Origin of the sequence: Arthrobacter sp. Rue61a, from assembly GCF_000294695.2 — a bacterium.
GTDB lineage: Bacteria > Actinomycetota > Actinomycetes > Actinomycetales > Micrococcaceae > Arthrobacter > Arthrobacter aurescens_A.
In genome coordinates, this window is the sequence record NC_018531.1 from 2,169,812 (window position 1) to 2,188,659 (window position 18,848).

The following is an 18,848-nucleotide window of genomic DNA, read 5'->3' on the forward strand; positions in this document are numbered from 1 at the left end:
CCGAAATTGCACGGGTGTCTGATACGGGTTCCTTGAAACTGGTGTCTTGAGCCAGCCTGTCGGATATAGGGAGGTGCCACCATGGCTCCACGTCGCCTGCCTCAGCGTGAATTGCGAGTCAAGGGAGCCGGGAGACGGCCCTTGCGCGGGCGTCTCACCGCGCTTGCGGGCATCCTGCTGGTTGCCTTCAGCGCAAGAGAGGCGGTTTCGGCGGTGTCGCCGCTTCTTGGCCACATAGGCGCAGACCTCCCCCTTGACGCCGTGACCACAGGGACCCTAGGGATGCTGCCGACCGCCAGCTTCGCGGTGATGGGCTTCCTTGCGCTGCCGCTGCTGCGGCGTATCCAGCTTGAGCACCTCCTACTGGTTGCGATTCTGCTGACAACGTTGGGTCAGCTCGGCCGCGCAGGGGGATGGGACGTGTTGGCATTTTTGGTGTTCACGTGTATCGCCATGCTCGGGATTGGTCTGGTCAACGTCGTGGCGCCGCCTCTCTTGATGAAGTTTTTTCCCGACAGAATCGGGGGTCTCGCGGCGCTCCACGTCACGCTCCTGGGTGTCAGCACGGCGGTGGCCGCCCAATTCGCAATTCCTCTAGGCACTCTTTATGGCTGGCGGTTCTCCATTGGTATCTGGGCTGTACTCAGTGCGCTTGCTGCGATCCCGTGGCTGATTCTTCTATCGACCAGACGGATCGATGCCCGCACACCAGCCAACGATCAGCAGTCGCCTCCTGCGAACAGGGTCAATCCTTGGAGATCATCAATCGGATGGGGCACTGCATTGGTTTTTGCTGGTTGTTCCAGCAATACTTTTACGGCGCTTACGTGGCTCCCGGCTGTCCTCGTTGACAGAGGACTAAGCGAGGAAACTGCTGGATCCATGCTGGCGCTGTATTCGATCCTTGCTTTGCCGGTCGCTCTGATGGTGCCCATGGTTGTTGTAAGAATGTCCCGCCCGCTACCTGTGGCCGTCCTGTTTGTGGTCGCGTTCGCCATAGGTTACGGAGGCATCATCTTCGCGCCACCAGCTTCTGCGGCGGTCTGGGTGGTCATTGCCGGACTAGGCCAAGGGTCCTATTCCTTTGCGTTCACCATGATCAATAAGCGAACACGAACGCAGGCCGGCTCAGGACGTCTGTCCGCGTTTGCCCAAGGAACCGGCTACGCCCTGGCGAGTGTCGGCCCGTTCCTTTTCGCGCTTCTGCACAGCCCCGGGGATGGCTGGCTGGCCTCGTTCGGCATGCTCGGTGCCTGGCTCGTGGTGCTTCTGGCAGGGGCCATCATGGTCAACAAGCCACGCATGCTCGAAGATCACTCGGCGGTACCGGGGCTGGCTCCCGGAGAATTACTGCCCTTCCAGGGTCCAACGGCAGCAAGCTGCAGAACGGAAGTCGGCGTTGACACCGAAGACTTCCGACCTTCGGATCCGAAAATGCCAGGTATTTAAAGGCCTTCTGGGACACCAAAGGGTGGTGCCCCCGAAATACACAACTGATCTCGTCGATTTTCTGAATTAACTCAAAGGAGAGATTTCATGAGCACCTCTTTCAACTTCGGCCTGATCTTCGAGGGGCCCGCATCATGACGACGGCGGCACAGTCCCAGCGCGTCGCCGTGGTGGGGGCGGCCGGGTGGGCAGGATCCCGTCATGCACGAGCATTCACCAAGGTGGGTGCGAATGTCACCCACTTGGTGGAGAAAGACGAGAGGGCGGTCTCGTTGGCCCACGAGCTGGGTGCGCAGGTGGTGCCCAGCGTCCAGGAGCTTCGTTGTGATCAGCTGGACTTAGTCGTCGTCGCGTTGCCCACCACGCTACAACCGGATGTCTGTGCGGATCTGCTGAACAGAGGATTTCGGGTGCTGACGGAAAAGCCGGTAGCTGCAGATGCCGAGAGTGCTGCCATAATGGCCGCCGCTTCGGGAGTGAACCAACGACTCATGGTGGGTTACACACTCCACCAGCATCCGGCCGTCCCGCTTATCTCTCAGTGGATCAGAGACAACGACGTGATCGCTGTAAACGTTCGATCGGTCGCATATAAGGAGACCATCGACTCCTGGCGTGCTGATCCGAAAGAGGGTGGCGTTGCGGTGGTGAATGGCATCCATGCCATCGAGCTGGTCTCTTCGTGGTTCGAGGGAGACCCAAGAGTCGTGGCGACCAACGCCAGCAGCAGCCTGTACGGGTCTCCGGTGCCGGAACACGTCGTTTCCACCCTCGAATTCCCCTCTGGAGCGGTATTTACCTTGCAGAGCTATTGGTCTCCCTGGCAGGAACCCCAAGGGCTCAACCAAGGGGATTGGAGCCTCACCATCGATGTTCTGGCCACTGGCGGCCGGATGTTGTGGTCGAACGATTCCCTCCACGTGTGGACCCGTGACGGCGGACAGCAGGAGAAAAACTTCGCACCCTCCGACCTCTTCCTCCGCCAGGCTCAAGCGGCCCTGAGGTTCTGCGTGGGTGAAACGCCTGCCGTTACATTCGCCCAGGCGCTCCGCGCCACGGAAATCGCCGATGCAGTCCGGACAGCGGCGGCCACCGGCGCCCGGGAGGCGCTCACCCCTTAAGCATCATCGAAATCCAAGCAAACGAGGACCGGCCGAACCGGGCAATTTCGAGTAAGGAAACGAACATGAAGACAGCACCCCACGCTCCGACCACAGGAGAACTGCAGGCAAACTGCGCCCAGAACGGAGATAACCGATGAGCCTCAAAGACCAGGTGGTTCTGGTAACCGGATCAAGCGGAGGAATCGGCGACGCCGCAGTCAGCGCTTTTATAGCCGCAGGGGCCAGGGTCATCGGCGCCGACCGTTCCCCCAAAGAGGACCAGGCCCTTCAGGCGTTTTATCCCCTCGACATCACCTCGGAACAACAATGCGCAACGGTCATACAGGACATCGAAGCCGAGTACGGACGTGTCGATGTCCTCGTTCACGCGGCCGGAGTGCTTGGCCCCACGCCGGACATCATGAACACAACCACTGAAGAGTTCGACTCCATCCTGAGGATCAACGCAACGGCGACCTTCACCATGGTCCGGGAGACAGCAAAATCCATGCTTGCGACCGGCACTGCCGGCGCCATCGTGGTCCTGTCCTCAGTTGCGGCCAAAGAAGCACGCCTCAACTACCTGCCCTACAACGCGAGCAAGCTCGCAGTCCTCCACATCATGTGGTCCTTTGCTGAACTTCTCGGACCCAACGGCATCTCCGTGAACGCGATCGCCCCAGGACCGGTGAACACGCCCATGTGGGCGCAATTTGCCCGGGACTCCGGCCCCGACGCGGCAGCCAACCGAGCGAAGAGGGCAGCGCAGCTGCCGATGCGTCGGTTCGCCGAACCTGATGAAGTAGCCCGGGCCATCCTGTTCCTTTCCGATCCCGACAACCGCTACATCACGGGAGTGTCTCTCGACGTGGCCGGCGGAGCACATCTGGGAATCGGAAGTTGAAATGTGCGACGAGGGCTTGTTATTGGCCGCTCGTGCCACTGTGCCCTTGCCTCACTGAACCCAACAACGCTTTAGGGCCGCTTTCATCCTGAAAGGCAGTTCAGCAATCAGAGACGAGTCCCTGACCTTCGAAGGAGACACTTAATGCGACATCACCACACTGCCCTGCACGTCACGGATATGGAGCGGAGCGAGCGATTCTATGTGGATGGCCTCGGACTGGCGCGTTTGGATGCCTGGACGTCGGGACCATATATCGGAGAACTTTACGGCCGTCCTGACGTAACCGTCAGAGCCATGCTTCTCGCTACCCGTGACGGATCCTTTCGGCTGGAACTCGCCCATGCCGAGCCGCTACTGCCAGCCGTCAATCCATCAGAGGCGCAACCGGGCACCGCTCACCTCGCCTTCACGGATATTGATGTGCGACAGGTTTACACCAGAATGACAGCGCTCGGCTACAGCGCGGTATCAGAGCCCGTTGCTCCGACCTCCGGACCCATCGCAGGCGGGTGGCTGGTTTACCTCCTCGATCCAGACGGAAATCGCGTGGAGCTGATTCAGCCGCCAGACTGGCGCTCGAGCAACGACTCATAAGTCGCTCGTCTTCTGAATGACGCACTCCGTCAGCCCATGCGTCCGAGTGCGTACCGAGGACTGCCCCCGGACAAAGTACGGGGCGCGTCCGGCATAGGTTGCAAAGGCAGTCGGGCGGGCAGGCTGGATCCTGCCCGCCCACACTGCATCCAGTGTTTCAACACGCAGAACGCCTAAAGGTCCCAGACCGCGTTTGGCTCGCCGGCCGAGATTCTGCGCTCCGGAGTGAACTCGGTGGCCATGAGCCCCTCGCCGGCAATCAGGTTGCCCCGGCGGGCCGAGCCAACCACCGACTGAAGGAAATGTCAGGTGTCGACTTATGTCGGTCAGCCACCAGTGCCTGAGGCACTTCGAGGGCGCACTCAGCGAGTCGGACTTCCGTGGTGGCCCGCAAAAGCAGGCCCCGTGACCGCCTGATGCGGTCACGGGGCCTGCCTTTTTTGCGTTGTCGGATAGTGCGGCTAACGGTTGCTTCAGTTATCCCTTGACACCGCCGGATGTCATGCCGGCAACGAACCAGCGCTGGAATGCCAGGAAGATCGAGAGAACCGGGATGAAGGCTACGACGATGAATGCGGCGAAGAGTCCCCAGAAGCTACCGAAGCCGGTGGTTATGTATCGCACTATGCCGTTCTGCACGGTCTTCATGTCTTCTGTGGTGGCGAGGACGGTGCCCACGAGGAAGTCGTTCCAAACGAATACGAAGATGAAGATGGCTACGGCGGCGATACCAGGCCGGATGAGCGGGAGGATGATGCGCCACAAGATCTGCATGCGTGAGCAGCCATCAATCGCCGCCGCTTCCTCGATTTCGACGGGTATATTTTCGATGAAATTGCGCAGAAACAGGATGGTTTGTCCGCAGATGATTGCCGTGTAGACGATGATCATCATGGGGTATGTGTTGATCAATGCGGTTTTGACGAACATGGAGTAAAGCGCGATAAAGACCACGATCGCCGGGACCATGGAAAGGACCAGAATTCCAGTCATGAGAGTTTCCATGCGGCGGCTGCGATACCTCGTTGCCACATACGCTGCGGGGATGCAAATGGCCAGAGCAAGAACGATCGAGCCGCCGGCATAGATGAGAGAGTTTGCGAAAAAGCGGATGTTGGTCGATGTCAGAAGACCAACATAGCCCTCGGATGAGAAGGGGGCAGGTATCCACCTTGGCGGGAATTCCAACGTGCCGGACGCGGTCTTAAGCGACGTGGACACAATCCATGCGACCGGGGGGAGTACCACCGCTGCGGAAAGTATGATGTACGCCCAGGCCGGAACGGCCTTTATGAAACTGCCCAAGCGTCGTTGGCGGCGCGGGGTTGTGATGCTCACAAGCTTTCCTTCCGTCGGAAGCGAATGGCGACGAGGGTGAGGGCGATATTGACGGCGAAAAGCAGGATTGCCGTTGCCGAGGCTCCCGAGAGGTCAAACTTGTCGAACATCTGGTTGTAGACCCGCATGGACAAGGTTTCTGTGGAGCCGATGGGGCCTCCTCTCGTGGTGACCAGGATGATGGTGACCATCTGCACATAAAGCATGAGAAGGACGACCACAACGGAGACGATGGTGTTGCGCAAGTAGGGCAGTGTGATATTCGCAAACTGGTGCCAGATGCCGCCGCCGTCCATTTTGAGGCTTTCGCGGAGCTCCTCAGGAATCGTTTGAAGGGCGCCCAAGAAGAGGAGCATGGCTTGCGGGTAGGACCACCAGGCTGACATCAGAGTTACTGCAACCAGCGCACTGGCCGGAGATGAGAAAACGTCAGTGGGACCGAACCCGAGAGATTTAGTGATCGCTGATGCCGGACCATAGTTGGGGTTGAGGAACCAGAGCCAGATTGTTCCTGCAGTGGCCTGTGACATCAGCCAAGGCAGGAGGAAGAGGCTCCGGACCGAACGCTTGAAGCGGTGAAGGTTGTTGAGCACGATTGCAGAAAGCAGCCCCGCCGGCAGTGCGATAACCAAGGCGCCGAGCGAGAACACCAGGGTTGTCCAGATGCGGCTCGGCAGGTCGGAGTCTGAGAACAGTCGGACAAAGGAATTCAGGCCCGTGAATTTGCCGATCTGGTAATACGACGTCTCGTGGAGGGCCGTCCACGCTGTGTAGATGAGCGGTCCCACAAACACAAAGAGGAAGACGACGCTGACCGGGAGGACGTAGAGCCATACCATTCGATCCCTACGGACCCGGCGAAAACTTGGGGCGCCCAAGGGAGACGTTGCGGTGTTGCGTGGGCTGCGGGTGGGGCTTTTTGTAGACATTTCTGTCCCTTCCGTGGGGGCCTGATTTCTCAGGCCCCCAGATATCGCGAGCGGCTACTTCTTGTTGGCCGCATCCTGCGCGGAACGGACAAAATCGCTGCCTGATGAACCGTTGAGAGTCAGCTTCTGCCCGGCTTGGGAGAGGCCAGTGGCAAGCGCGGTCCATGTGTTGGAATACGTCCGCGGTTCACTGTTGGTCTTGACGTAGGCGGCGATGTCGTTGACGGTCTTTGCCTCCGGAGTGGAGAAAAATGGTTGCTGATAGGTGGCCGCACGGGTGGGTACCTCACCGCCGGTTGCCATCAGAGCACCGGCTTCCGGGCCGGTCATGTATTCGATGAACTTCCAGGCGGCCTCGGTATTCTTACTGCCATTGCCTATGCCCAAGGTCCACCCAATGGTGGTACCTGTCGTATCGCCGGTACCCGCTTTGGGTAGGGCCGTCCACTTGAGGTCCTTGTTCTGCGAGCCGAAGGAAACCGCTCGTTCCGTGCCCAAGACTGCCATGGCAACCGTGCCGCTCGCCATGCCGTCAGCTACGGTGCCGTACGTGTCAGAAACGACGTTGCTGCCAAGAGCCTTAGCGTCCCTGAGCTTGGCCAGGAAGTCACCAAACTCGTTGCCTTTGGCCGTCGCGAAACTTGCCTGCCCATCTTTGTTCCAGATTTCCTGATCCACTTGTGACATGAAGCAGTTAAAGAACGTGCTGATGATGGCCGAGTTGTCCGTGTCCGAGAAGCCGGTCCCGAAGCCGGTATAACCAGCGGCAGCAGCTTTCTTGGCAACTTCGACTACTTGGTCGTACGTGGTGGGAACTGTCGCGCCGATCTGGTTGAGGATCTTTTCGTTGTAGTAGAGGGCGCAGGTTCGGTATTCATATGGCACGGCAACCGGTTTGCCGTCGGGGCCCGCCAGGGTGTCGGTGGGGCGCAGCCAGTCGGTGACCTTCGAAGCAGCGTCAGGCAGCGGGGAGTAGACGCCGGCAGATGCCATCTGGGGAACGACTGGAGTGAACATCTTGAAGACGTCAGGGGCCTGACCTGCTGCCGCGGCCTGAGGCAGCCTGTTCAACATGTCGCCGAGCGAAACAACGGAGAGGTTGATCTTGATGTCCGGATTAGCCGCCTCAAACTTGGCAATATTTTCCTTCAAGGCTTTTGAACGCGGATTGGCCTGGCTGGGATCGAGGAAGTCCCAGTAGCTCAATGTCACGGGCCCTTTGGGTTCCGAAGCTGAGGGTGAGCAGCCACTGAGGGCAAGGCTGGCTACGACGGCTGTTACGAGCGCCAAGCCCCATCGCTTTTTGATCATGAATTTCTCCTGTGAACGGATTTGCTGATGCGGGAGCATGCCGTGCTCAAGCGACGCGTGCTAAGTGCGGGACACCGACGGTCGGGAGAAGTCGTTTTGGTCATCGAGTCTCTCCTTTGAGATCGGTTGCATTATCGAAAGTAGCAGTGAGATCGGTTGCTGAGATCGGTTGCACTAAATTTAGAGCCGAAGGATGGCTCTGTCAAGGAAAGATTTGATGTGGCATTTTGGACGTCCGAATTTCGGCATTGAACAAGGAACTCAGGTGGTCAACCTTTCGCCTGTCCGGCTCTAAAGTGGCTCCCACAGACTCGTTCCTGCCCGCACGCATCACGATGAGTCTTCGGATGTGATCGCCACTCACAGGGCCGATCGCCAGACACGGGTATCTCCTTCGGATCAGGCCAGATCCCACGCCGTTATGCAAAAACTCCCTCAGGGGATGCCGAGGTTGGTTTTGTAGGCGGTGTTTTGTTGGTGTTCCAGCCGGCGATGATGCCGGCGCCGAGCATGTGGTCGGTGAGTCGTGCGTTGCGCCGCTGATAAGCCTGGACCCAGCGGCGCCAGAGAGGCCTGCGGAGCACTGGCAGCCCCCATTGATTGTCAGCTGATAACGCCGAAGGCGCCTGTCCGTCGTTGAAGGCCCATATTCAGACCTGTATTCCGCGTAACCCATGGACTGCGTCATTCCGACAACGCAGTACCAGAGGATTTCTGATGAAAACCTGGTGAGCCCGATGTGTTGACGATCGCGAACCGCAGCGCTCAATGGCGCGCTTTTGTCAGCGCTATTTTGTCACCCCGGGTCAAGGGGCTTGAGGCGAAATCGAGGTCAGCACCGGCTGCAGCTCTCTAGGCACAGAAAGTACTTTGTCTTCGACCACACCGGACGGCTCGCATGTGCCGTGGGCTTGGGGTTCCCCACCCAGCGGATTGGCCCTGGCGGCGTCGCTCGGTTGGGGCCGGTGGTGGCCCGAGCGGGGCAGGAGGCAAGTTATGCGCTCGGGTATGAGGGGCACGGGGACTGGCAGAGGACGCCCTGGCCTGCCAGGTTGGATTCAGGACTTGTCGCCTGGCATCGGATGGGCTGTCAGTTGATTGGCTGTTTGAATCGGCGGCGACGGATCACGGTGTCGGCAACTGCTACGCCAATGAGGGGAAGCAATGCGCCCATAGCGGCAACGAAGGCGGGCAGGAGAAGGCTCAAGCCTGCCAGCACCGCCAAGGTGCCGATGCCGATGAGATCAGTTGGATGGCGCAGGCCCAACACCTGGCGGATAAAAATGCCTCGGCCGGCAAGGAAGAGGGCGGGGCCGCCAAACAGGAGCAGAACGGTGGACAGTTCCGGACGGGCGGACGGATCGCTGATCACAAGCTGATCGCCCGCAGCCACAAGGATCAGGCCAGCCAGGAGCATCAACAAGGTGTTACCCGCCAATATGCCCGGCCGAAAATGATCATCGACCGTGGCGAGCTTGTCCAGGATGTCCCGTTCGAGGCTATGGAAGTAGCACCACCAGATGGCGATGCTTCCAGCCAAACCTACAGTCCCCGTCACAAAGATCAGAGGGTCCTCCAGGTTCCCCGCTATTGCCAGACCGGTCGAGAGGATTGTCTCGCCGAGCGCGATCAGGTAGAACAAACCAAACCGCTCGAACATCCTTTCCCCCGGGAGCGGAACCCGGCTTCCTTCGGTTTTGCGGCCCGGCAATCGGTGAGCCAGCATATGGCCAAGAAGGTCAATCGCGGCAGCAACACCCCAGATCATCAGACGTGGCACCGCATCAAAGAAGACCCCGGCAATCCAAAAAGGCGCGCTCATAAACCCCCAAGTCAGCGTGCGCACGAAATGGTTGTGCGTTGTCTCATCCAGTCCCGCCGTAAGCATCCACGCACCGCGGCCCAACTGGACCGCCAGATAGCAGGCAACGAACAGCCAGCCGAAAGCGCCAAATGACGAGTCGATGGAGGCGTTCATGAACAGCGTGACCAGCATGACGATCAGCAGCATCCACTGCACTTCCCGCAGCGAAGTGTCCAGCAATGTTGCTGACCAAGTGGTGTACACCCATACCTTGTAGACCGCCAGAAGCAGCACGAATGTCTCCCCGGCACCCAGCCAGGACAGATGTTCCAGTAAATGATGGGACAGCTGTGACAGCGCGAAGACGAAGACCAGGTCGAAGAACAGTTCCACGCGGGTAACCCGGTCTCCGGAGGTCGCGGAGCGCATCAGCGACCTGGCACGGACCATCAGTATCCTCCACTGGACCAGGAACGGACGGATGCCCCCTCCTGTTGTCGACAACAGTGGCTGTGGTCAGTAGCAAAGTCAAGGGAGGGGAGCCAGCACAAACGTCTGGAGGTCGCAGGCGCGGGAGAGCGGCTTGGTTACACGGAAGATATCAGCGCATCAGGTTCACCGCCGCGTTGACGATCGATGCTTCGTCTATGCCGTGGATGCGGCAGGCGTCCTCCACGTCGGATGACTGACCGAAATCCCTCACACCCAGTGAGACAGCTCGGTCCCCGCGTGCCCCGGCCAAAAAGGACAGGGTGTGTGGGTGCCCGTCCTGGACCGTGACAAGGGGCGCAGGAGCGTGCCGCGGAAAGAGAGCGTCGACGATGTCGAATCCGGCTGGTCCGGATCCGTGGTTCAGCGAGTTGCGGCTTTGGAGGGAGTCGAAGACCAGGTCGGGGCTGGTGAGACAGACGACGCCGGCCGTGATGCCCAGTTCTTTCAGCCGTGCAGCCGAGGCGATGACTTCGTGCATCATTGCTCCGATGCCGACCAGGGTGACCTTGACTTCGACCGGGTCGTGGTCGCTCAGCCGGCCACCGAGTGCCAGCGGCGTCGTTCCACCAGCACCTCGTCCGTCGGCATGGCGACCAGTCCTTGATCCAGTGGACGGGTGGTGAGCCGGAAGTAGGCAGAGCGTCCTCCGGGGAGGCCGATCCGGCGCATCGCCTCGAGCATGCACCATTCCAGATCCTGGGCGAAGGCAGGCTCCCAAGCCGGGCACTCGAGCTGTTCCAGTCCAATGGAGGCAGTGGTGAGGGATTTGGTGGGCGCCGCCTTCCGGTGCCAGGGTCACACCTGACGGTGTTCCAATGAGGATGGACTGGCCGCCGGCATACATGCCAAAGGACCACGGTTCGAGGGCGCGGGCCACAAAGGGGTCATAGATGGTGGCGATCGGAATCAGGGGCTGACCCCAGCGGCTCCAGGTCGTTCCGAGCTCGGAGACCAAGCCCACGAGGTTGGTGGAGGAGGCAACGTCAGGACTGCAGGTGACGACACGGTGGGCTACGTCGGGCGCTGCCCGTTTCAGGTCGGACAGGAACCGTCCCAGCGCCGCTTGCGTGGAAATTCTGTCACCATAGCCCCAAGGCAGGGAATCGGGGATCTGTTCGAGCGGAGCCTGCTCGGGTTGCCTGCGTTTGAGGCGGAGGGATGTCCGGGCGCAGGTCCATTCCTCGACCGTTCCCGCGGGGAATTTCCGTCAAGGATCGCCCAGGTCCATCCCTCGAGCGGCAGTCCAATGGCATGTCCGGCGAGGTCCCGTACCGCCACAGCCTGTCCGGCCGGGAAACATCGGACTCTGCGCATCCAAAAACGGGAACGGGCTCTGTCGACGGAGGCTACTATGCGCGAGATGCTTCTTCCGTCCGGTGAAGCACTGATGTGCCCTGAAGTTCGAGTTCGCGTCTGACGCGGCATAGGCCATTCGGGATGTCGATGGACGCTCCGGCGTTAACGAGGACGACGGCGGGAGTTATGCTCCCGCCGTCGTGCGCCGTTCGGCTTGCCGCCTCGCGTCGTTGGCGCGGCGCTCAGCCTTCATGCTTGGAATGCTCGCCCAGGCGGTGCCATGAGCGGTTGTGGTAGACCAGAGCGTCGCCGGGTTCGCCCGCTTGGACGTCACGCATCACGCGGGACTCCAGGGCGTGAACGGCGATGATTGTAGAGGTCCCCACCTCCATGCGATTAACGACGGCGCAGCGCACCCAGGCGCGGACATCGTCATACACCGCTTCGCCGGTTGCAAGGGTCGACCAACGGTGCGTCTGGTCAAAGCGGTCGGCGCCAGGGGTCGCGCCAAACTTCGCCAAGTCGACGTCGTGCGCGTCCAGCAGGTGCACGACGACAGTTTCGGCGCGTGAAAGCACCTCGGAGGCAGAGGACAGTGCCGAGACCGAGAAAATCAGCAACGGAGGTTCCGCACTCACTGACACCACCGACGATACCGTCAGCGCCACCGGTCCTTCGCCGGCATCCGCCGTGATGACGGCGACACCTCCCGGGTGGCCGCGGAACAGTGCTTTGAAATCGTCGGCCGATAGGGAGGACGGGAAGCCCGGCTTGGGAGCCTCGAGCCGGGTGTCTGGGGGGTAAGCGTGAAACATGGTTATGACACCGGGGTTGCAGAGCGGGCGAGTTCTTCGCGAATGATGTTCGTCCCTGCACTGAGAGCACTCAGCTTGGCCAGTGCGACGTCCCGGGGGAACGGTGCCATGCCGCAGTTGGAGCTGGCGATGAGCTTGTCCGCATCGACGAACTGCAGGGCCTTGCGGAGGGTGTTGGCGACGTCCTCCGGGGTCTCGATAATCTCGCTTGCGACGTCGATTGCCCCGAGCATGACTTTCTTGCCGCGGAGGAGCTCGATGAGGTCCATGGGCACGTGGGAGTTCTGGGATTCCAGCGAGATGATGTCGATGCTGGAGCTCTGAAGCAGCGGGAACGTTTCCTCGTACTGCCGCCACTGTGAGCCGAGCGTCGCCTTCCAGTCAGTATTCGCCTTGATCCCGTAGCCATAGCAGATATGCACGGCGGTCTCCGCACGCAGCCCTTCTGCCGCCCTCTCCAGCGCAGCCACGCCCCAGTCCTTGACCTCATCGAGGAAGACATTGAACGCGGGCTCGTCGAACTGGATGATGTCCACGCCGACCGCCTCCAGTTCTTTCGCTTCCTGGTTCAGGATTGCAGCGAATTCCCAGGCCAGCTTCTCGCGGCTCTTGTAGTGGTCATCGTAGAGCGTGTCCACCATGGTCATTGGGCCGGGAAGAGTCCATTTGATCGGCCGGTCTGTGGTTGCGCGGAGGAACTTTGCGTCTTCGACGAATACCGGACGCTCGCGGCGCACCGCTCCGACGACGGTCGGCACGCTCGCGTCGTAGCGATCGCGGATGCGCACGGTCTTACGCTGTTCAAAGTCGACCCCGCTGAGATGTTCTATAAAGGTGGTGACGAAGTGCTGGCGGGTTTGCTCGCCGTCGCTGACGATGTCGATGCCGCGTCGGGTCTGTTCGTGGATGGCGATGCGCAGAGCATCCTGCTTGCCCTCGAGCAGCTCATCTCCCTCCAGTTTCCACGGGGACCAAAGAGTCTCCGGCTGTGCGAGCCACGATGGTTTCGGCAGGCTTCCGACAACGGTGGTGGGCAAAAGTGTGTTCATGATTGACGATTCTCCGTGGGTCAGTTGACGAGAGCGGGGTATTTGGCGGTCCACTGGTCCAATAGATCCTTGTGGGGCGTGATGAAGTGTTCCTCCGTGTACTTCGCCTGAGTGATCGCGAGCTGACTGCGCTCTACGCGGTCATAAGCGATCTGGGTCCGCGAGTAGTCCTGCTCTCCCAGGCTCGGCTGGTAGACGACGGCGGCGGCGGAGTTCGCGTTGTAGATCTCCGGGCGGTAGATCTTCTGGAACGTCTCCATAGTGCTGATCGTGCCGATGAGCTGCAGGTTGGAGTAGTCGTTAAGCAGGTCGCCGCGGAAATAGAAGGCGAGCGGCGCAACGCTGCCGCGTGGCATGAAGTAGCGGACCTGCAGCCCCATCTTTGCGAAGTACGCGTCCGTCAGCGAGAACTCGTCCTGCTGGTACTCGACGCCCAGGACGGGGTGACGGTTCTCCGTTCGCCGGTACGTCTTGCTCGTTGAGACGCTGATGCACACCACTGGCGGCTGCGGGAAGCGTTCCTGGCACGCCGGGGAATCGAGGAATTGCTGGAACAGTTTGCCGTGAAGATCGCCGAAGTCCTCGGGCACGGTGGGCCCGCCTGCCGCCGCTGCTGCCGCTGGCAGTACGACGCTGAAGTCGAAGTCGCGGACGTACGAGGAGAAGTTGTTCCCCACGATCCCTTGGTGGCGGACCCCGTTCAGCTGGTCGACGATCTGGATGTCGAGAACCTCGAACAGCGGGAACTGCTGATCCGTACCTTCCGCGGTGAACTCTATCTGCACGGAAACGATCTCAAGGTCGAGCGTGTAACGGTCCCGGTCCGGGTTGTCCCAGCTTGCGAGATCGTTGAAGCGGCGCCGAATCATGGTCAAGGCGTTGCGGAGATTCTCTTGGCGGTGCTCGCCCCGTGCCAGGTTGGCGAAATTCGTCGTGATCCGCGAGCCTTCCGACGGGGAGTAGTCCTCGTCGAAGGGGGTGGTGGTGATGCTGAAGGTGAAGTCGTCTGCCATGTGCTGCCAATCCGTTGATGGGCCGGAGACGGCCTTTTAGAAGGTGATGTATCCATGGTGCAGCCTTCCGATGGGTATCAGGTAACTAGTGGTTACTATGCATTCATATAGAATTTCCCTATGTCCCAGATTTCGAGCGGATTGACCCTGCAGCAGCTCCGTTACTTCATAGAAGTTGCAGCTGAGGGATCCATCTCCGCGGCCGCCGATCTTCTCTACGTAGCGCAGCCGACAATGTCCGCCTCGATGAAGGACCTTGAGGCCCGGGTTGGCCGTGCACTCCTGCTTCGCTCCGCCCGCGGAGTCACCCTCACCGCCGACGGGGTAGAGTTCCTCGGCTACGCGAGACAGGTCGTAGAGCAGTTCGCTCTCCTCGAGCAGCGCTACCTTGGTAGGCCACCGCGGCGACGTCTGCTCGGGGTGTCAACGCAGCACTACTCGTTCGCGGTGGACGCCTTCGTCCGGATGGTCAAGGCCACTGATGTGGCCGAATACGAGTTCTCGCTGCGTGAGTCCCGTACTTGGGACATCATCGAGGATGTCCGGACGCTCCGCAGCGAGATGGGCATCCTCTACCGGAACGATTTCAACCGGAAGGTCATCGACAAGCTGCTCCGGGAATCCGGGCTCGCGTTCACTCCACTCTTCCTCGCCGATCCGCACATCTTCATCTCACGGAAGAACCCGCTCGCCTCAAAAGAGCGTGCAACTCTCGACGATCTCGCCGGCTTACCGCGGCTAACCTTTGATCAAGGTGCGAACAACTCCTTTTACTTCGCCGAGGAGATTCTCTCCACCTTGTCCAGCAAGCAGGAGATCCGGGTCTCTGACCGTGCCACGATCTTCAACCTCATGATCGGGCTCCACGGGTACACGATCTCGACGGGCATCATCAGCGGGCAGCTCGACCCGGAGATCGTCGCTATCCCGCTCGACGTTGACGAACGCATCGAGATCGGCTGGATCGGCCACGCCGCGATTCCGCTCACCGACCAAGCGCAGCGCTACCTCAAGGAATTGCGGGCCGTCGTGGCTGAGTTCGGCGTCGCGCTACTCGACTGACTGCAGTTGAGCGGGCGGGTCTTTACCCCTTCGGTGATTGGACATGTTCGTTGCAGCAAAGCGGGTTGCTGAGCCGTGAGGCATGTTGGGCAGCCCTCGGAAACTGCAAGACAAAGATGCCTGGCGGGCATGCCCCCCGTCAGAGGGGTTTTTGCTTTTGACGTGTATATATTCTGTTCGGTCAGGTCCCTCTGACACTGGCCGCGGGTGCGCTTGGCGTTGCGGGTCGCCTGTTTAGTTGTGGGGGGAGCACGTTATGGCTGGTCTGCCCTGCGCTTGCCGTGAACTGGGACTGGGCGTTCCTCGCCTGGTTCTTCTGGTTGGCCTACACCGCTTCATGGGTGGAAGGGCGGAGCGCAACATGACTTCTGGAGGACGAGTCGAAGCCACCTGGTTTCAACTCGTTTTTGGTTCACAAAAGCAAGTAGCTGCAGCAGCGTGAGTCTCCACACGTTATTTTGAGTAGATCGTAATAAGGCGTACCTTGGATGTAGGCCAGAGTAGCCCTCGAGTACCGCACCGGTGAACATCCCCGGGCCGGCAGGGCAAGCAACACAACCAGCACAGCCCTTCCGCTTGAGCGGCACTGAACCTGAACCGGCCCTGATCCTGAACCCCAAGGAGAACCCATGACTTTGCTTACCGAGCGCCCCGCAACAACCGAACCCGCCCCTGAGGCCGTAAACCGTATCTCTGTAGCCGGTACCGCACTGCGTGGCGGCAGCTACGTATCCCTTCCCGCAGGCAGCGCCCAGGCCCGTGTTGAAGGCGCCTATGTCACCGCCCCCTGTAGCCGAAAAATCTCTGCTGTCACCCATGGCAGCTATGTCGCGGTATCCGGCGCTCCCGCTGTTGCCGGCGGCACCGTCGAAGGCAGCTACGTAACGCTTTCGAAGGCAGCCTAAGCCCCGGGCGTCTGTGGTGGATGGCGCCATCCGGCGCAAGAAGGGGAGGACGACGGCGACACTGCGTGTCGTCGTCGTCCCTTTTTATGCAGCCTTCGGCGGTCGGCGGGTTGTCCACATGCAGCACTTCGGGGCTGCCTCCATGGGGTGGCCGCTGCAATGCTCGAGGTGCCCAGGCGGCTCAGAGAGGCCCCCTCCCGGAGTGGTAGCACCCAACCCTCGCCTGGGCAGTCACAGCGGCCGGCACCTCGGTCGGATCGAGGTGGTGGAACGCGACGAGAACATCCACTGTCTCGCCAAACAGGGGGTCACAGTAGGTGGCTCGACAGCAAGACTCGCCGTCAGCAGGGCGACAACCTACAGGCGGATGGACAGGCTGGAGGATCACCCATCCGAAATAGGCGGTCGCCGCGCAGACTCCGGGGAGCCCCCTGTATCTTTCGTGGCCTCCGGCAGCGGAGTAGATTGAAGAAACACGGCGGGTGTCGCCATGGTCCGGACGAGAATCATCGGACGCGGTGCGGCCGACAACGGAACGGGCTCTTTCTGAGAGGAGTTACGTTGCGCGAGATATCTCTTCCTTCCGGTGAGACTGTCCCGGTGCTCGGGATCGGAACGTGGGGCATGGGCGAGAACCCCGACAACGCCCGCCAAGAGACCGCGGCGATCCATATGGCCTTGGACGTGGGAATGTCCGTGGTTGATACCGCCGAGATGTATGGCAATGGCGCGGCCGAGGAACTCGTCGGAAGGGCGCTGGCAGCCCGGCGGAATGAAACGTTTCTGATCACCAAAGTCCTGCCGCATCACGCCACATTGCGCGGAACCATCGATGCCTGCGAAGGTAGCCTGCGCCGGCTTGGAACGGACAGCATCGACCTCTATTTGCTGCATTGGCGAGGTGTTGTTCCCTTGGCCGAAACGCTCGAAGCCTTCGAACACCTGCAGCGGGCCGGGAAGATCCGGTACTGGGGCGTCAGTAACCTCGATGTAGCGGACATGGAAGAACTTCTGCGCTTGCCGGGCGGCCGGAATGTCGCGACAGACCAAGTGCTCTATAACCTGACCCGCCGGGGCATCGAGTTCGATCTGTTGCCCCGCTGCGTCGAGAGGGGCATCCCGGTGACGGCGTACTCGCCGCTGGAGCAGGGGCGGATGCTGAATGATCCAGTGCTGGTGCGCATCGCAACCGAACACGGCGTCAGTCCCGCGCAGATTGCCCTTGCCTGGGTGCTCAGGCAGCCACTCGTCTTGGCCATTCCCAAAGCGTCAAGCCCACAACATGTCCAGGAATGCCATCGGGCCCTCGACGTTCGGCTTGCGCCCCAGGACCTGGCCGACTTGGATCGCGCCCATCCTTCTCCCACCCACAAACGCGTGCTTGAGATGCTCTAGCGGCCTCCTCGTGGCGCGCATCCCTCAGCCGGGACCAAGGCTGCGATGCCAGTCCACCGGCAAGCGGAACCGTCTCTTGTGGTGACCAGCGATCACTGCGAGACTGGCAGTGCATCGCGCCGCTCCGTCGATAGGTTGAGGAGGGTTCCACGATGTCGGCTCGGTCCGCATCTTCCCCGCCGCAGTTCCGTTCACAGGAGGCTCGCCATGAAAACTGCCCTGCAGTATGGAATCCGTCAGATCGGGCCGGGTGAGGGAGCATGATTGAGGTTGCATTGTCGGTGATCCTGAAGGCAAAACCCGGCAAGGAGCAGGACGTCGCAGAGTTCCTCCGCTCCGCACGCTCCGTCGTTGAACAGGAGCAAGGGACGCGCGCCTGGTTCGCTCTCAAGTTCGACGATTCGACCTTCGGAGTATTCGACGTATTCCCCGATGACGAAGCCCGCCAGACTCACCTTGCCGGGGGTGTCGGGCAAGCACTAGCTGCTCAGGGAGCTGAGCTGTTCAGCGCGGAACCGAACATTCAGAACATTCACGTGCTCGCCTACAAGCTGCCCGGTGAAAGCGGGTAGAGGGCTACCGCTCCGCCGTCACCGCACTGCGATCCCGCCTGATGCATAGGTTCAGGAGCGGAGGGTGACACGCTCCGACACCGGCCGTGCCGAGGCGTTCAGCGATGCCGTCATCGCGATCGTTATCACGCTACTGGTACTTGAGCTCACTCCGCCGGAGACCGAACCCGGGGAGCTGCTGGCCGGACTGCTCGGTCAATGGCCGACATACCTGGCGTATGCGGCGTCCTACATCTATTTGGCCGTGATCTGGCTCAACCACAAATCTGCCTTCTCCCGTATCCGGCAGATGGACATCGGCCTACAGTGGGCCAATCTGGGAATCCTTGCCACGCTCGCCCTTTTGCCCTGGCCAACAGCCGTGATCATCGATACAGCCAAGACAGGCAATGTGGCCGACGAGCGGGTCGCGGTCGCGTTGTACGCGATCGTCGGGGCACTGCTGTGCCTGTCATGGCTGGTGTTCTTCTCGCACTTGGCACGGCATCCTGAGCTCACCGAGGAAGAAGTGGAGGATTCCTACTTCGCGCGCGAGCGACCACGTGCCCTTGCCGGGGTAGTGCTGTACCTCGCGGCGGGAACAGCAGGTGTCCTCGTCCATCCGCTGGTAGCATCGGTGATTTTCGTGATCCTGCCTGTTTTCTACGGTCTCACCAGCCACGGGGTCGAGCACAGGCCGGGCTTCCTGCGAGGTCTCTAGGGCGCTGTCCACAGCCGCAATCGCGTTACTTTGCCGCGCCGACTTTGCAAGCGGGATTCCCGGCCCCTAGGGTACTAAGGAAGCTTACCTTTTTGGTTGAGTGCAGTAATCGAT

The 18,848-nt window shown here is 60.6% G+C and carries 18 protein-coding genes; 9 read left to right on the top strand and 9 right to left on the bottom strand.

What is annotated here, in order from left to right; translation table 11 throughout:
* Positions 1 to 141 precede the first annotated feature (141 nt).
* The 4 genes from ARUE_RS09915 (at position 142) to ARUE_RS23400 (ending at position 4,053) form a co-directional block, all read left to right on the top strand.
* Positions 142 to 1,449: an MFS transporter gene (locus ARUE_RS09915; RefSeq protein ID WP_014921672.1), complete on the top strand. Its 1,308-nt coding sequence runs from the start codon at positions 142 to 144 to the stop codon at positions 1,447 to 1,449.
* 134 nt (positions 1,450 to 1,583) lie between these two features.
* Positions 1,584 to 2,570 carry a Gfo/Idh/MocA family protein gene (locus tag ARUE_RS09920; RefSeq protein ID WP_014921673.1) on the top strand — a complete coding sequence of 329 codons (987 nt, stop codon included), beginning with the start codon at positions 1,584 to 1,586 and terminating at the stop codon, positions 2,568 to 2,570.
* Positions 2,571 to 2,706: 136 nt separating this feature from the next.
* Positions 2,707 to 3,456 (top strand): SDR family NAD(P)-dependent oxidoreductase, encoded by a 750-nt coding sequence (locus ARUE_RS09925; RefSeq protein WP_014921674.1) that lies wholly within the window; start codon positions 2,707 to 2,709, stop codon positions 3,454 to 3,456.
* A 144-nt stretch (positions 3,457 to 3,600) separates the two neighbouring features.
* Positions 3,601 to 4,053: a VOC family protein gene (locus ARUE_RS23400; RefSeq protein WP_051024967.1), complete on the top strand. Its 453-nt coding sequence runs from the start codon at positions 3,601 to 3,603 to the stop codon at positions 4,051 to 4,053.
* A 477-nt stretch (positions 4,054 to 4,530) separates the two neighbouring features.
* Here the strand turns inward: ARUE_RS23400 and ARUE_RS24970 are convergent, their stop codons facing one another.
* The 9 genes from ARUE_RS24970 to ARUE_RS09970 form a co-directional block, all read right to left on the bottom strand.
* Positions 4,531 to 5,391, bottom strand: a complete 861-nt coding sequence (locus ARUE_RS24970) for a carbohydrate ABC transporter permease (RefSeq protein WP_043470149.1) — start codon at positions 5,389 to 5,391, stop codon at positions 4,531 to 4,533.
* On the bottom strand, positions 5,388 to 6,230 hold the full coding sequence (locus tag ARUE_RS09940; protein WP_014921677.1) for a carbohydrate ABC transporter permease: 843 nt from the start codon (positions 6,228 to 6,230) through the stop codon (positions 5,388 to 5,390). Before ARUE_RS09940 ends, ARUE_RS24970 begins: the two co-directional genes overlap by 4 nt.
* A gap of 144 nt (positions 6,231 to 6,374) precedes the next feature.
* A complete protein-coding gene (locus ARUE_RS09945) occupies positions 6,375 to 7,631 on the bottom strand; it encodes an ABC transporter substrate-binding protein (RefSeq protein ID WP_162486146.1) in 1,257 nt (418 codons plus the stop codon).
* Between the two features lie 1,090 nt (positions 7,632 to 8,721).
* Complete coding sequence (locus tag ARUE_RS09950; RefSeq protein ID WP_238324570.1) at positions 8,722 to 9,828, bottom strand: low temperature requirement protein A; 1,107 nt, start codon at positions 9,826 to 9,828, stop codon at positions 8,722 to 8,724.
* A gap of 208 nt (positions 9,829 to 10,036) precedes the next feature.
* Positions 10,037 to 10,480, bottom strand: coding sequence for a transketolase-like TK C-terminal-containing protein (locus tag ARUE_RS24675; RefSeq protein ID WP_502691472.1), 444 nt, complete (start codon positions 10,478 to 10,480; stop codon positions 10,037 to 10,039).
* Positions 10,459 to 10,608: a hypothetical protein gene (locus ARUE_RS24680; RefSeq protein WP_286140362.1), complete on the bottom strand. Its 150-nt coding sequence runs from the start codon at positions 10,606 to 10,608 to the stop codon at positions 10,459 to 10,461. The genes ARUE_RS24675 and ARUE_RS24680 overlap by 22 nt, the downstream gene beginning before the upstream one ends.
* A gap of 857 nt (positions 10,609 to 11,465) precedes the next feature.
* A complete protein-coding gene (locus ARUE_RS09960) occupies positions 11,466 to 12,038 on the bottom strand; it encodes a flavin reductase family protein (RefSeq protein WP_011774548.1) in 573 nt (190 codons plus the stop codon).
* Between the two features lie 2 nt (positions 12,039 to 12,040).
* Complete coding sequence (locus tag ARUE_RS09965) at positions 12,041 to 13,087, bottom strand: methionine synthase (protein ID WP_014921680.1); 1,047 nt, start codon at positions 13,085 to 13,087, stop codon at positions 12,041 to 12,043.
* Between the two features lie 20 nt (positions 13,088 to 13,107).
* Positions 13,108 to 14,100: a DUF1852 domain-containing protein gene (locus ARUE_RS09970; RefSeq protein WP_014921681.1), complete on the bottom strand. Its 993-nt coding sequence runs from the start codon at positions 14,098 to 14,100 to the stop codon at positions 13,108 to 13,110.
* Positions 14,101 to 14,220: 120 nt separating this feature from the next.
* Between ARUE_RS09970 and ARUE_RS09975 the strand changes: the two genes are divergently transcribed.
* The 5 genes from ARUE_RS09975 (at position 14,221) to ARUE_RS09995 (ending at position 18,734) form a co-directional block, all read left to right on the top strand.
* Entirely contained in the window at positions 14,221 to 15,162 is a 942-nt protein-coding gene (locus ARUE_RS09975; RefSeq protein ID WP_014921682.1) for a LysR family transcriptional regulator, read from the top strand.
* Between the two features lie 629 nt (positions 15,163 to 15,791).
* On the top strand, positions 15,792 to 16,067 hold the full coding sequence (locus ARUE_RS09980; RefSeq protein ID WP_011774553.1) for a hypothetical protein: 276 nt from the start codon (positions 15,792 to 15,794) through the stop codon (positions 16,065 to 16,067).
* 561 nt (positions 16,068 to 16,628) lie between these two features.
* Complete coding sequence (locus ARUE_RS09985; protein WP_014921683.1) at positions 16,629 to 17,462, top strand: aldo/keto reductase; 834 nt, start codon at positions 16,629 to 16,631, stop codon at positions 17,460 to 17,462.
* 260 nt (positions 17,463 to 17,722) lie between these two features.
* Positions 17,723 to 18,034: a putative quinol monooxygenase gene (locus ARUE_RS09990; RefSeq protein WP_014921684.1), complete on the top strand. Its 312-nt coding sequence runs from the start codon at positions 17,723 to 17,725 to the stop codon at positions 18,032 to 18,034.
* Between the two features lie 64 nt (positions 18,035 to 18,098).
* Positions 18,099 to 18,734 (top strand): TMEM175 family protein, encoded by a 636-nt coding sequence (locus ARUE_RS09995; RefSeq protein ID WP_011774556.1) that lies wholly within the window; start codon positions 18,099 to 18,101, stop codon positions 18,732 to 18,734.
* Positions 18,735 to 18,848 lie beyond the last annotated feature (114 nt).

Bases quoted from the DNA above. Each gene is read 5' to 3' on its own strand.
- ARUE_RS09945 (WP_162486146.1), bottom strand. From the start codon at position 7,631: ATGATCAAAAAGCGATGGGGCTTGGCGCTCGTAACAGCCGTCGTAGCC.
- ARUE_RS24680 (WP_286140362.1), bottom strand. From the start codon at position 10,608: ATGCTCGAGGCGATGCGCCGGATCGGCCTCCCCGGAGGACGCTCTGCC.
- ARUE_RS09965 (WP_014921680.1), bottom strand. From the start codon at position 13,087: ATGAACACACTTTTGCCCACCACCGTTGTCGGAAGCCTGCCGAAACCA.
- ARUE_RS09975 (WP_014921682.1), top strand. From the start codon at position 14,221: ATGTCCCAGATTTCGAGCGGATTGACCCTGCAGCAGCTCCGTTACTTC.
- ARUE_RS09925 (WP_014921674.1), top strand. From the start codon at position 2,707: ATGAGCCTCAAAGACCAGGTGGTTCTGGTAACCGGATCAAGCGGAGGA.
- ARUE_RS09980 (WP_011774553.1), top strand. From the start codon at position 15,792: ATGACTTTGCTTACCGAGCGCCCCGCAACAACCGAACCCGCCCCTGAG.
- ARUE_RS09960 (WP_011774548.1), bottom strand. From the start codon at position 12,038: ATGTTTCACGCTTACCCCCCAGACACCCGGCTCGAGGCTCCCAAGCCG.
- ARUE_RS09970 (WP_014921681.1), bottom strand. From the start codon at position 14,100: ATGGCAGACGACTTCACCTTCAGCATCACCACCACCCCCTTCGACGAG.
- ARUE_RS09990 (WP_014921684.1), top strand. From the start codon at position 17,723: ATGATTGAGGTTGCATTGTCGGTGATCCTGAAGGCAAAACCCGGCAAG.
- ARUE_RS09920 (WP_014921673.1), top strand. From the start codon at position 1,584: ATGACGACGGCGGCACAGTCCCAGCGCGTCGCCGTGGTGGGGGCGGCC.
- ARUE_RS23400 (WP_051024967.1), top strand. From the start codon at position 3,601: ATGCGACATCACCACACTGCCCTGCACGTCACGGATATGGAGCGGAGC.
- ARUE_RS09940 (WP_014921677.1), bottom strand. From the start codon at position 6,230: ATGGTATGGCTCTACGTCCTCCCGGTCAGCGTCGTCTTCCTCTTTGTG.